Genomic DNA, 12,322 nt, shown 5'->3' with positions numbered 1-12,322 from the left:
CCAGGAATGGAATTTTTCTGCACTGTCTGGAGGCGTGTTGCGCGATTTTGAGGCGCAAAGTCAAAAGATCGCAGCCTTCGGCAGCTCCTACACGGGAATCGTGCACATCCTGTAGGAGCTGCCGAAGGCTGCGATCTTTTCAAGGCTGATGAAACAACAAAACCAGCAGCACCAGATTCCCCAGCAACGCCACCAGCGCCATCGTCCGCCAGACCTTTACCGGCTCACGCTCCAGCAGTGGTCTGGGGCGTACGCTCAAACTGCGCCGCTCGCCTTGTTCCAGCACCAACAACCATTCTTCCGCCGTTTCAAAACGCTGTTGCGGATCGGCAGCAACACCGCGCTCCAGGCTCTGCGCCAACCACTCCGGCAGATCGGGGCGGTAGCGACTGGCACTGACCGGTAAGCCAAATCGCGGCCGTTGAAAGGCTTCGATCTCGCCATAGGGAAAATGCCCCGTGAGCAGGAAATACAAGGTCACGCCCAGCGCATACAGGTCCTGTTGAGCGCCGGGCGGGTCACCGCGAAAGGCTTCCGGGGCGATATAACTTGGGGTTCCCGGTAACGTCGAAACAGCGTCTTCGGACAGGCCGGGGCAATAGGCCAGACCAAAATCCAGCAGGCGCAATTCCCCATCGTCACCCAGCAGCAAATTCTCCGGTTTGATATCCCGGTGCAGAATCTGCCGTCGATGCAGCAGGCCCACTGCACGCAGCAGCCGCTCAGCCAGTTCCTGCCACTGCGCCAATGGCAACGGGCCGCTTCGCTGGAAAAGCTGCGCCAGGGTCGTCCCCGAATATTCCCGCATCACGTAGTACAAATGCTGACGCTGAAGGCACCCATGGACTTCAGGAAAATGCCGACCGGCCACGCGTTTCAGAAACCATTCCTCCGAAAGTAGCGCTTGCCCGGTCTGTGGATCATCGGCCAGTCGTGCGGGCAGGGTTTTCAACAACCATGGCTGGCCTTGGTCATCGCGCACGCGATAGAGCAGTGATTGCTGACTCTGGCTGACAACTTCTTGCACTTGCCAGCCTTCGAAGGATTGCCCGGATTTCAGAGGCGGGGGCAACGCCCATTGCTGCAAATGCATCAGTGCATCGCCGATGCTCGCTTCACCGACGGCATCGATCTGCACCAGCAAGGCGCTGGCGTTGTCCTGGCTGCCGGCCAGATGCGCGGCGTTCACCAGTGTGTGCGCCGCGTTGTTCAGGTCCGGCTGGTCGCGCAGGATCGCCGCAATGGCGGTATCGCCCAAGGTCGACCACACGCCGTCGCTGAGCAGCACGAAACACTCGCCCGTGCGTAATTCGCCGTCGAGAAAATCCAGCACCAGATGCTGATCAAGCCCTAACGCACGCTTGAGCACATGCTGCATGCCCGGCTGCTCCCAGACATGGTCGTTGGATATCCGCTGCAAGCTGTCGGCATGCCAGCGATAAACCCGGCAATCGCCTACATGGGCCAGGGTAAAGCGCCTACCGCGCATGACCAAAGCGCTGACAGTGGTGAGCAACGGCTGCCCACCACCGTTGGCCTGCAACCAACGATTTTGCGCCAGCAGCAGGCGATCCAGTGCCTGGGCCACGCTCCAGGTTTCCGGGGTGGCGTAGTAGTCGAGGGCCAAGGCTTGCAAGGTCGAGCGCGCAGCCAGTCCGCCATCGGCGCACTGGCTGACACCGTCAGCGATGGCGAACAGGTAACCCTTGCTCGCAGCCAGCGCCGGGGCGGGTGTGACCAGGCGCAGGGCGTCCTGATTCTCCGCGCGCGGGCCGGTGGCGCTGGCTTCGGCGAAACTCAATTGCAGGGCCATTCAGTCCTCAGACTCGAGCCGCAGTCACGGCTGCCGAACCCCAGGTGGTTCTCCAGCGCCGCTTGACGCCGTGCAGGCCAAACCACGCCAGCACGCCAAGGCTTGCGAACAACCACAGGGCCAGTTGATAGCTGCCGGTGCTTTGTTTGATCGCGCCCATGCCTGCCGCCAAAGCAAAACCACCGATGCCGCCAGCCATGCCGATCAGCCCGGTCATCACGCCGATCTCAAGACGAAAGCGCTGCGGCACCAGTTGGAAAACCGCCCCGTTGCCTGCCCCCAAACCGAGCATGGTGCAGACGAAAAGTGCCAGCGCCGCGTAGGAACTTGGCAGATTGAAGCCGACCGCTGCGATGCAGATAGCCGCCACGGTGTACATCGCCAACAAGGTGCGAATGCCGCCGAAACGATCCGCCAGCGCACCTCCCAATGGCCGCATCAGGCTGCCACCGAACACACAGGCAGCGGTGTAGTAGCCGGCGGTGACCGGGCTCAAGCCGTACTGATCGTTGAAGTAGCCGGGCAGGGCGCTGGCCAGGCCGATGAAGCCGCCGAAGGTGACGCTGTAGAAAAACATGAACCACCAACTGTCGCGGTCACCGAGGGCTTTGAAGTAGTCGGCCATGGACTTGGCTTTCGGACGTTGCGGGGCGTTTTTTGCCATCCAGGCGAACAGCACCAGCGTGAGGATCAAGGGAATCACTGCGAAGCCGAAGACGTTGCTCCAGCCGAAGGATGCGGCCAGTACCGGCGCGAGCAGTGCAGCGAACACGGTGCCCGAGTTGCCCGCGCCGGCAATGCCCATGGCTTTGCCCTGATGCTCAGGCGGGTACCACTGCGACGCCAGCGGCAGCGCCACGGCGAACGAAGCGCCGGCCATGCCGAGGAACAGACCGAGGATCAGCGCCTGTTCGTAACTGTGAATACCGAGTTTCCAGGCGCCGAACAGCGCGCAGATAACGATTACCTGGCCGATCAGCCCGGCGGTTTTCGGCGACAACCGATCCGCCAGCATGCCCATCGCGAAGCGCAGTACGGCGCCGGCAAGGATTGGCGTGGCGACGACCAGCCCGCGCTGTTGCGTGGTCAGGTGCAGGTCGGCGGCAATCTGCACCGCCAGCGGGCCGAGCAGGTACCAGACCATGAAACTCAGGTCGAAGTAGAGGAAGGCCGCGAACAGGGTCGGGGTATGGCCGGATTTCCAAAAGCTTTTATTCATCGCGCACCTCAGCTGTAAAGAGTCTCGAGAAGGAGTCATGAGTCAGCAAAGTGGGGCGCCGCCACGGCCGCACCACCGGCCCCGGGCTGTGGGGCCAAAACGCAAAAACGCCGCTACCTGATTCGCCGGGAGGGGCGAGCGGGTCAGCGACGTCTTTGTCGTAGGTGGGGCAACCGCCGTTGGTTACCTGTATGGAATGCTTAGCGAGATTTGTGCCAAGGCTTAAAGATCGCTGCCTCGTTGCACTCGAAAGCTCCTACAGGGGGAGCATCGAACTCCTGTAGGAGCGGCCGAAGGCTGCGATCTTTTGATCTTGCTGGTTATTCAGCCGAGTAATTCACTCATGGCAATAATCTGCTCCGCCACCTGAATCAGCTTCTGCTGGCGGCTCATGGCCTGGCGCCGCATCAGGGTGTAGGCCTCTTCCTCATTGCAGTCCTTCATCTTCATCAACAGTCCCTTGGCCAGTTCGATGCGCTTGCGCTCCGCCAGTTGCTGGTCGCGGGCGTGCAACTGCGCACGCAACGCCTGATCACTTTCAAAGCGCGCCATTGCCACATCGAGAATCGGCTGCAAGCGTTGTGCGTGAATGCCTTCGACGATGTAGGCACTGACCCCTGACTTGATCGCCTGACGCATCACGCCGGGGTCATGTTCGTCGGTAAACATCACGATCGGGCGTGGCTGGTCGCGGCTGACCAGCACCACTTGCTCCATTACATCGCGGCTCGGTGACTCGGTATCGATCAGGATGACGTCCGGGCGCACCGTTTCGACGCGTGCGGGCAGGTCGATGGTCAGGCCAGACTCGTCAATTACCTCGAAACCGGCCTCGGTCAGAGCGGCTTTCAGGCGTCCGACTTTTTTCGCTGTGTCGTTGATCAGCAGAATGCGCAGCATGTTGGCGGTCTCCTGTCAGCGGCGGGCGAGAAGGGGAGCGTCGTCGCTCAGAGCGTGCAGCTTGAAGCTGCGCGCATAACCGGCCGGATCGCTGCCGTCCCAGACCTTGCCGTCGAGCAACTGACTGCTGCGCATGTCCGTGCCCCACGCGGCAACGCCGACAGCGGTCGCCGCGTCGCGATAGAGGCCCAATTGCTGGACCTGACGCGCCACGGCGAGGTAATCCGGGTCTTCGCGCAGCAAACCCCAGCGGCGGAACTGGGTCATGAACCACATGCCGTCGGAGAGATACGGCAGATTGACTTCGCCATTGCCGTGAAAGCGCAAGGCGTGGGGATCCTGCCAGCGATTACCGAGGCCGTCGGCGTAGTCGCCGAGAAAGCGCGGTTCGATGCACGAAACCGGCGCGTCGAGATAATCCGGGGCGCTGAGTAATTGCGCGGTGCTGCGGCGATTTTCCGGGCTTTCTTCGATGAATCGGCTGGCTTCGAGGATCGCCATCACCAGCGCGCGCGCGGTGTTCGGGTATTGCTCGACGAAGGCGCGGGTGCAGCCGAGGACTTTTTCCGGGTGATCGGGCCAGATGGTCTGGCTGGTGGCCAGCGTAAAGCCGAGATCCTGCTGCACCGCGCTGGCGGCCCACGGTTCGCCGACGCAAAAGCCGTCGATTCGTCCCGCTTGCAGGTGCGCAACCATTTGCGGCGGCGGCACCACCACGCTGTCGACATCCTGTAACGGATGAATGCCCTGGCTCGCCAGCCAGTAATAAAGCCACATCGCGTGTGTGCCGGTCGGGAAGGTCTGGGCGAAAGTCAGTTTTGCGCGGGATTGGTGCACGTGGCGATCCAGCGCTTCAGGACTGCTCACGCCGAGGCTTTGCAGGCCGTGGGACAGGTTGAGGCTCTGACCGTTTTGGTTGAGGCCCATCAACACGGCCATGTCGGTGGATGCGACGCCGCCGATGCCCAAATGCACGGCGTAGATCAAACCGTACAGGCTGTGGGCGGCATCGAGTTCGCCGCTGACCAGTTTGTCGCGCAGGTTGGCCCATGAAGTCTGGCGCTTGAGGTTCAGGGTCAGGCCATAAGGTTGAGCGAAACCCTGAGTGGCGGCCACCACTACCGAGGCGCAATCGCTCAGGGCCATGAAACCAAGGTTGATCGCAGTCTTTTCCGGAGCATCGCTGCCGTTGACCCAGGCCAGCGGCCCGACGGAGGGTTCATTCATCGCATGCACCTGCAAAAGCCGCCTTCAAAAAAAACGCCGCCACCGGTTTTGCGCAGGCAAAACCCCATGACGACGCCATTGTCCCGGCCCGTACGCCGTCATTGGCGGGCGGGCTGATGGCAAGCAGGGTGCAAGGCATATGCCAGTCGCGTCGATTTGCGCGTGCGCCTCGCGCGGTGGGTCGATGCCCGGCTATAATCGCCGCCTCTTTTCGCCGCCCGAGTCATCGCCGCCCATGTACACCCTGGCCCGTCAGCTGTTGTTCAAACTTTCCCCGGAAACCTCCCACGATCTGTCGCTGGATCTGATCGGCGCGGGTGGGCGTTTGGGCCTCAACGGTCTGCTGTGCAAGGCGCCAGCGAAGGTGCCGGTGACGGTCATGGGCCTGGAGTTCCCCAATCCGGTGGGTCTGGCGGCGGGTCTGGACAAGAACGGCGCGGCCATCGACGGCTTCGCGCAGTTGGGTTTCGGTTTTGTCGAAATCGGCACCGTGACCCCGCGTCCACAACCGGGCAACCCGAAACCACGGATTTTCCGCCTGCCGGAAGCCGAGGCGATCATCAATCGCATGGGCTTCAACAATCTGGGTGTGGATAACCTGCTGACGCGGGTAGCAGCGGCCAAGTACAAGGGCGTGCTGGGGATTAACATCGGCAAGAACTTCGATACCCCGGTTGAACGCGCGGTTGACGATTACCTGATCTGCCTGGACAAAGTCTACGCCCACGCCAGTTACATCACCGTCAACGTCAGTTCGCCGAACACCCCGGGCCTGCGCAGCTTGCAGTTCGGCGATTCGCTCAAGCAGTTGCTGGCTGACCTGGCCACTCGTCGCGCCGAACTGGCGCTGCGCCATGGCAAGCATGTGCCGCTGGCGATCAAGATTGCCCCGGACATGACCGACGAAGAAACCGCGCAGGTCGCGCAAGCGCTGATCGAAACCGGGATGGACGCGGTCATTGCCACCAACACCACGCTGAGCCGTGTAGGCGTTGAAGGCATGGAGCATGGTGACGAGGCGGGCGGCCTGTCCGGTGCGCCAGTGCGTGACAAGAGCACCCACACCGTGAAAGTGCTGGCGGCTGAGTTGGCTGGGCGTTTGCCGATCATTGCGGCGGGCGGGATTACTGAAGGCAAGCATGCTGCTGAGAAGATCACTGCGGGTGCCAGTCTGGTGCAGATTTACTCGGGCTTCATCTATAAAGGCCCGGCGCTGATTCGTGAATCCGTCGACGCCATCGCCGCCCTGCGCAAATAACCCAGGCTGTCCCGGTCAATGCAGGAGCTGCCGAAGGCTGCGATCTTTTGATCTTGATGTTGATTTTAAAAAAACAGGATCAAAAGATCGCAGCCTGCGGCAGCTCCTACAGGGGTAGTCGGCAGACATTCGAAAGGCAAATCGACCGGGCATAAAAAAGGGCTCCTCGAAGGAGCCCCTGGGCCGTAGCCCGCCGTCCGGGAAGGACGTGCGTGGTTAATGCGTTACAAATTCAGATTGTCGTGTCGGAATAAATGCCCTGTGTCAGCCGACGGCGTGAAGTTCGTTGAGTCTGTGGATTCCCGCAGTGCCGGTCATACCGTCCCAGTTGTCGCCGCGTCCTTCTCGCCAGCCGTTAATCCAGGCTTGGCGTACCGACGGTAGAGTAAATGGGCAAAGCTCACGGGATTTGCCACCAACGCCATATTGATATCCGCGCAAAAATGCTCTTTCCAACGGATCACGCTTAAGTCTTCTCATAGGGTGTTTCCCTCACTTGTTGACTGTATGTGTCGCGTTGACCTCAACCGAGGTCTGGCAGAAAAACTCTGCCGGGGGCGGCTCGCTGCCGGCGTGGCGAGCCAAGGTGTTGACGCCGTTGCGACGTCAACCTGTGGTCATTTCTAACCAATGAGTCACACCGATGGAATGACCGTTTTGTCATAAGGACGTAACGAAAAGGGTGCTACGGCAATAAGTAACTGCGTATTTGTTCAATGATTATTGAGCAAACCCCGGTATGATCGGCACCGCGCTGCATGATGGGGTTAATTCTTTAGTGAGAATGACCCACGTTTACACTGGGGTACTATTCGACGAAGGGTTGCTTTGAGTCATTTTGTTGCATCAACATTTTTCTCTGTCCTTGCATCTAAGCTCTTTTAACCCGAGCAGCAGGGATGGAACGGCACACCTTCGTGCCACGCGGGCGTTCTTTTAGAAAAGCGCCTGATTGAAAACCGGATCGGCAATGCGTTGCCGGTTCACATAGCCAAAGGCTCTGGAAATACCATGTCCGACCAATTCGAACTCTTCCTCACTTGCCCCAAAGGCCTTGAAGGCCTGCTCATCGAGGAAGCCGTCGGGCTTGGCCTTGAAGAAGCCCGCGAGCACACTTCCGCCGTGCGTGGCATGGCGACCATGGAAACCGCTTATCGCCTGTGCCTGTGGTCGCGCCTGGCCAACCGCGTGCTGCTGGTGCTCAAGCGCTTCCCGATGAAGGACGCCGAAGACCTATATCACGGCGTGCTCGACGTCGAGTGGCAAGATCACATGCTCAGCGATGGCACCCTGGCCGTTGAATTCAGCGGCCACGGCTCGGGCATCGACAACACTCACTTCGGCGCCTTGAAGGTCAAGGACGCCATCGTCGACAAACTGCGTACCCCGCAGGGCGACCGTCCGTCGATTGACAAGCTCAATCCGGATCTGCGTATTCACCTGCGCCTGGATCGCGGCGAAGCGATTCTCTCCCTCGACCTCTCCGGCCACAGCCTGCACCAGCGCGGCTACCGCTTGCAGCAAGGTGCAGCGCCGTTGAAGGAAAACCTCGCAGCAGCAATCCTGATCCGTTCCGGCTGGCCGCGCATTGCTGCCGATGGCGGCGCGCTGGCTGACCCGATGTGCGGTGTTGGTACGTTCCTCGTCGAAGCGGGGATGATCGCCGCCGATATGGCGCCGAACCTGCGTCGTGAGCAGTGGGGCTTCACCGCATGGCTGGGCCACGTGCCGGCGCTGTGGAAAAAACTTCACGAAGAAGCGACCGAACGTGCCGCCGCCGGTCTGGCCAAGCCGCCGCTGTGGATTCGTGGTTACGAAGCTGACCCACGCCTGATTCAGCCGGGCCGCAACAACGTTGAACGTGCCGGCCTGAGCGAGTGGATCAAGATCTACCAGGGCGAAGTGGCGACGTTCGAGCCGCGTCCGGATCAGAACCAGAAAGGTCTGGTGATCTGCAACCCGCCGTACGGCGAGCGTCTGGGTGACGAAGCCAGCCTGCTTTATCTCTACCAGAACCTCGGCGAGCGTCTGCGTCAGGCCTGTCTGAACTGGGAAGCGGCGGTGTTCACCGGTGCGCCGGATCTGGGCAAGCGCATGGGCATCCGCAGCCACAAACAGTATTCGTTCTGGAACGGCGCACTGCCGTGCAAGCTGCTGCTGATCAAAGTCACCCCGGATCAGTTCGTCACTGGCGAGCGTCGCACCCCGGAACAGCGTCAGGTCGAGCGTGAGCAAGCGGCTTACGATCAGACGCCGGACGAGCCACAAGAGCGCAAGTTCAACAAGAACGGCAACCCGATCAAACCCGTGCCTGCACCGGCGCCGGTGGTCGAGCAGGCGCGCTTGAGCGAAGGCGGGCAGATGTTTGCCAACCGTCTGCAAAAAAACCTCAAGGCACTGGGCAAGTGGGTCAAGCGCGAAGGCATCGATTGCTACCGCGTTTACGATGCGGACATGCCGGAATACGCGATGGCCATCGATCTGTACCACGACTGGGTGCACGTTCAGGAGTACGCCGCGCCGAAATCGATCGACCCGCAAAAGGCTTCGATCCGCATGTTCGATGCGTTGGCAGCGATTCCGCAGGCGCTGAACATCGACAAGAGCCGCGTGGTGGTCAAACGCCGCGAGCGCCAGAGCGGCACCAAGCAGTACGAACGTCAGGCTGCGCAGGGCAAGTTCAATGAAGTGACCGAGGGCGGCGTCAAGTTGCTGGTCAACCTCACCGACTACCTCGACACCGGGCTGTTCCTGGATCACCGGGCGATGCGCCTGCGCATTCAGAAAGAGGCAGCCGGCAAGCGCTTCCTCAATCTGTATTGCTACACCGCGACCGCCAGCGTGCACGCGGCCAAGGGCGGTGCGCGCAGCACCACCAGCGTCGACCTGTCGAAAACCTACCTCGACTGGGCGCGCCGCAACCTGTCGCTGAACGGCTTCTCGGACAAGAACCGTCTGGAGCAGGGCGACGTGATGGCGTGGCTGGAAAGTTGCCGCGAAGAGTACGACCTGATCTTCATCGATCCGCCGACCTTCTCCAACTCCAAGCGCATGGAAGGCATTTTCGACGTGCAGCGTGATCAGGTGCAGTTGATCGACCTGGCCATGGCCCGCCTGTCGCCGGGCGGCGTGTTGTATTTCTCCAACAACTTCCGCAAGTTCCAGCTGGAAGAGAACCTCGCCGAGCGTTACGCGGTCGAGGAAATCAGCGCGCAGACCATTGATCCGGATTTCGCGCGTAACACCAAGATTCACCGCGCCTGGAAAATCACGGCTCGTTGACGCTCCAAATGATTGGATCCACAGAGCCTTGATTTTTAAAGGCTCTTGGATCTGATCAACGCTAGCCAAATTGATGGCTAATAGCTATAAACTCACTCATGGCCAATGGGGGTTTCCCCCGCAATGCTGACGTAGTGAGTTGCCCTTATGTCGTTGCACCCCGTGCGTCCGAAGATCCTGGGTTTCATCAGCGAAGACGTCTCGGCCTGGCTGGTCGCGATGCTGGTATTGCTCGCCGGCGGGATACTCACGGGGCTGCTTGCCTGGGCCACTTATAGTCAGTTTGAGCAACAACTGCGTCAGCGCTTTCAGTTGCTGGCCAATGAGCGTTACAGCCGCATCGAAGAGCGATTTCAGGACCAGGAGCAACGCCTCGACAGCCTGCGCCGCTTCTTCACCAATTCCCAATCGGTGTCTCGCGCCGAGTTCGATGGTTATACCCGACCCTTATTACTGCGCACCCAGGCCTATTCGTTTGCCCTCAGGGTCAGTGCTGCCGAACGCGCCGAATTTGAGCAGCGCGTGCGTGCGGAAGGCCTGAGCACGTTTACGATTCGCGAACTTAATGAACAGCGCGAGCTGCAACTGGCGGGCGCCCGAGATGAATACGTGCCGGTGTTATACAGCCAGACCCAAAGCCGTCTGGGCTCGCCGCTGGGCTACGATTTGCTCGCGCAACCGCTGCGCCGCGATGTCCTGCAGCGCGCCGATGAGCTGCGTAATCTGGTCGTTTCGCAACCGATGAATCTGATCAGTGTTGAGCCAGCCTATGCCCGCGGGGTCTTGCTGGTGGCGCCAGTCATTCGCGAGGGGCAGCAAAAGCCTTTCGGCTATGTGATGGCAGTGATCAGCATGCGCCAGTTGCTGGCAGACGGTTTGCCGGACGCGTTCCATGACTACCTTTCGGTGCGCATTCTCGACCTGTCGATCCCTGATCAGCACGAGGTGCTCTACGAATCGAGCAACGATCCGGCACCCAGTGCGCTGGCCACGACGCGGCTGGTACGCATGGCCGATCACGACTATCAGGTTGATATTCTGCCGAGCGACGCGTTCATGCAGGCCAACCACTCGTCGGTGGGCAGTGTGCTGGTTCTCGGTGGATTGCTCAGCCTGCTGCTGAGCGCGTTGCTCTATGTGCTGGTCAGCCAGCGCCAGCGTGCCTTGCATCTGGTCGAGCAGCGCACGCAAGAGTTGCACGACAGCGAACAGGAACTGCGCGGCACTCACGGGCAGTTGCGCGGCGTACTGAATGCCGCAACGCAGGTGGCAATCATCGCCACCGATCTGCGCGGGGTGATCAGCACGTTCAACCCCGGCGCCGAACAGATGCTGGGCTACCGCAGCGACGAAGTGGTCGGCCGAATGACCCTGGAAAACCTGCATTTTCCGCGCGAACTGATGGCCCGCGCCGCGGAATTGAGTGCGCGTTACGGCAAGACGATTCCGACCTGTCAGGCGATGCTGGTGGAGGGCGGCGAAGTCGGCGGGCACGAGGCGCGCGAGTGGACGCTGATCTGCCATGACGGCAGTCATCTGCCGGTGAACATGCTCGCCACCCCCGTGCTTGATGAGCAGGGCCTGTGGGTCGGGCATCTGGCGATCTGCATCGACATCACCGAGCGCAAGCGTGTGCACGAGGCGCTCGCGGCGCGTGATGTACTGTTGAAAAAGCTCAGCGCTCACGTGCCCGGCGGCATTTACCAGTTCAAGATGGAATTCGACGGTCGCTTCAGTGTGATCTACGCCAGCGACGGCATCCGCGAGATCTACGAACTCGAACCGGATGTGCTGCTGCTCGATGCCGAGGCAATTTTCTCCCGTATCTATCCGCAGGATGTAATCCGCGTGCGCGCCTCGATTCGGGCATCAGCGCACAACCTCAGCCCATGGCGCGAGGAATATCGCGTGCAGTTGCCCGCACGCGGTCTGCGCTGGGTGCGCGGCGAGGCGACGCCGGAGGAGCTGCCGGGTGGTGGCGTGCTGTGGCATGGCTACATCTCGGACATTTCCGATTTGAAGCGCGTGGAGGAGGAACTGCGGGCGCTGTCGATCACGGATTCGTTGACCGGTATCCACAACCGTCGCTATTTCCAGGAGCGCCTGACCACCGAAATGGCCCGGGTGGAGCGCGGCGGCGGTGAACTGTCGGTGATCATGCTCGACATCGACCATTTCAAACGGATCAACGACCAGTACGGCCATGCCGTAGGCGACCGCGTGCTGCAAGCCGTGTGCGAGCGCATCGGTCATCGCTTGCGCCGCACGGATGTGTTCTGTCGCTTGGGTGGTGAGGAATTCATGGTGCTCTGCCCGGACATCGACGGCGAACACGCGCACATGCTCGCCATGGAATTGTGGCAAGGGCTGCGCAGTACGCCGGTTGATGTGGTCGGCGTGGTGACCGCCAGTTTCGGTATCGCCAGTTGGCGACCGGGGGAGGGCGCTGATTCGCTGCTGCTGCGCGCGGATTCAGGGGTGTACATGGCGAAGCAGCGCGGGCGGGATCGGGTTGAGCGGCAGATGAATTGATTGGGTGAAACGAAAAGATCGCAGCCTTCGGCAGCTCCTACAGGGTTTCGCATTCACCTGTAGGAGCTGCCGAAGGCTGCGATCTTTTGCT

At 60.9% G+C, this 12,322-nt stretch carries 8 protein-coding genes; 3 read left to right on the top strand and 5 right to left on the bottom strand.

Annotated elements, in window-relative coordinates; all coding sequences use genetic code 11:
• Positions 1 to 139: 139 nt before the first annotated feature.
• The 4 genes from ICA15_RS02320 to ICA15_RS02305 all read right to left on the bottom strand — a co-directional run bounded on the left by ICA15_RS02320 (position 140) and on the right by ICA15_RS02305 (position 5,159).
• Positions 140 to 1,813 (bottom strand): bifunctional protein-serine/threonine kinase/phosphatase, encoded by a 1,674-nt coding sequence (locus ICA15_RS02320; protein ID WP_210553602.1) that lies wholly within the window; start codon positions 1,811 to 1,813, stop codon positions 140 to 142.
• 7 nt (positions 1,814 to 1,820) lie between these two features.
• Positions 1,821 to 3,032: a nitrate/nitrite transporter gene (locus ICA15_RS02315; protein ID WP_042558506.1), complete on the bottom strand. Its 1,212-nt coding sequence runs from the start codon at positions 3,030 to 3,032 to the stop codon at positions 1,821 to 1,823.
• A 324-nt stretch (positions 3,033 to 3,356) separates the two neighbouring features.
• Positions 3,357 to 3,932, bottom strand: coding sequence for an ANTAR domain-containing response regulator (locus ICA15_RS02310; protein WP_042558507.1), 576 nt, complete (start codon positions 3,930 to 3,932; stop codon positions 3,357 to 3,359).
• Between the two features lie 15 nt (positions 3,933 to 3,947).
• Entirely contained in the window at positions 3,948 to 5,159 is a 1,212-nt protein-coding gene (locus tag ICA15_RS02305) for a CmpA/NrtA family ABC transporter substrate-binding protein (protein ID WP_150601347.1), read from the bottom strand.
• A 235-nt stretch (positions 5,160 to 5,394) separates the two neighbouring features.
• Between ICA15_RS02305 and ICA15_RS02300 the strand changes: the two genes are divergently transcribed.
• On the top strand, positions 5,395 to 6,417 hold the full coding sequence (locus tag ICA15_RS02300) for a quinone-dependent dihydroorotate dehydrogenase (protein ID WP_210553601.1): 1,023 nt from the start codon (positions 5,395 to 5,397) through the stop codon (positions 6,415 to 6,417).
• A 264-nt stretch (positions 6,418 to 6,681) separates the two neighbouring features.
• On the opposite strand, the gene rmf is transcribed toward ICA15_RS02300, so the two are convergent.
• Entirely contained in the window at positions 6,682 to 6,897 is a 216-nt protein-coding gene (rmf, locus tag ICA15_RS02295) for a ribosome modulation factor (protein WP_003223300.1), read from the bottom strand.
• 531 nt (positions 6,898 to 7,428) lie between these two features.
• On the opposite strand from rmf, the gene rlmKL reads away from it, so the two are divergent.
• The gene (gene rlmKL, locus ICA15_RS02290; RefSeq protein WP_150616736.1) at positions 7,429 to 9,699 is read left to right on the top strand and encodes a bifunctional 23S rRNA (guanine(2069)-N(7))-methyltransferase RlmK/23S rRNA (guanine(2445)-N(2))-methyltransferase RlmL; all 2,271 of its coding nucleotides are present in this window, start codon (positions 7,429 to 7,431) and stop codon (positions 9,697 to 9,699) included.
• Positions 9,700 to 9,846: 147 nt separating this feature from the next.
• Positions 9,847 to 12,231: a GGDEF domain-containing protein gene (locus ICA15_RS02285; RefSeq protein WP_210553600.1), complete on the top strand. Its 2,385-nt coding sequence runs from the start codon at positions 9,847 to 9,849 to the stop codon at positions 12,229 to 12,231.
• Positions 12,232 to 12,322: the final 91 nt, after the last annotated feature.

Source organism: Pseudomonas sp. P116 (assembly GCF_020149425.1).
GTDB classification, from domain to species: Bacteria; Pseudomonadota; Gammaproteobacteria; order Pseudomonadales; family Pseudomonadaceae; genus Aquipseudomonas; species Aquipseudomonas anatoliensis.
Note: the sequence above shows the minus strand (reverse complement) of the source record. Positions and strands in the feature narration are given on the sequence as shown.

Excerpts from the sequence above, each read along its gene's own strand:
- ICA15_RS02305 (WP_150601347.1), bottom strand. The coding sequence starts at position 5,159 with ATGAATGAACCCTCCGTCGGGCCGCTGGCCTGGGTCAACGGCAGCGAT.
- ICA15_RS02310 (WP_042558507.1), bottom strand. The coding sequence starts at position 3,932 with ATGCTGCGCATTCTGCTGATCAACGACACAGCGAAAAAAGTCGGACGC.
- ICA15_RS02285 (WP_210553600.1), top strand. The coding sequence starts at position 9,847 with ATGTCGTTGCACCCCGTGCGTCCGAAGATCCTGGGTTTCATCAGCGAA.
- ICA15_RS02315 (WP_042558506.1), bottom strand. The coding sequence starts at position 3,032 with ATGAATAAAAGCTTTTGGAAATCCGGCCATACCCCGACCCTGTTCGCG.
- rlmKL (WP_150616736.1), top strand. The coding sequence starts at position 7,429 with ATGTCCGACCAATTCGAACTCTTCCTCACTTGCCCCAAAGGCCTTGAA.
- ICA15_RS02320 (WP_210553602.1), bottom strand. The coding sequence starts at position 1,813 with ATGGCCCTGCAATTGAGTTTCGCCGAAGCCAGCGCCACCGGCCCGCGC.
- rmf (WP_003223300.1), bottom strand. The coding sequence starts at position 6,897 with ATGAGAAGACTTAAGCGTGATCCGTTGGAAAGAGCATTTTTGCGCGGA.
- ICA15_RS02300 (WP_210553601.1), top strand. The coding sequence starts at position 5,395 with ATGTACACCCTGGCCCGTCAGCTGTTGTTCAAACTTTCCCCGGAAACC.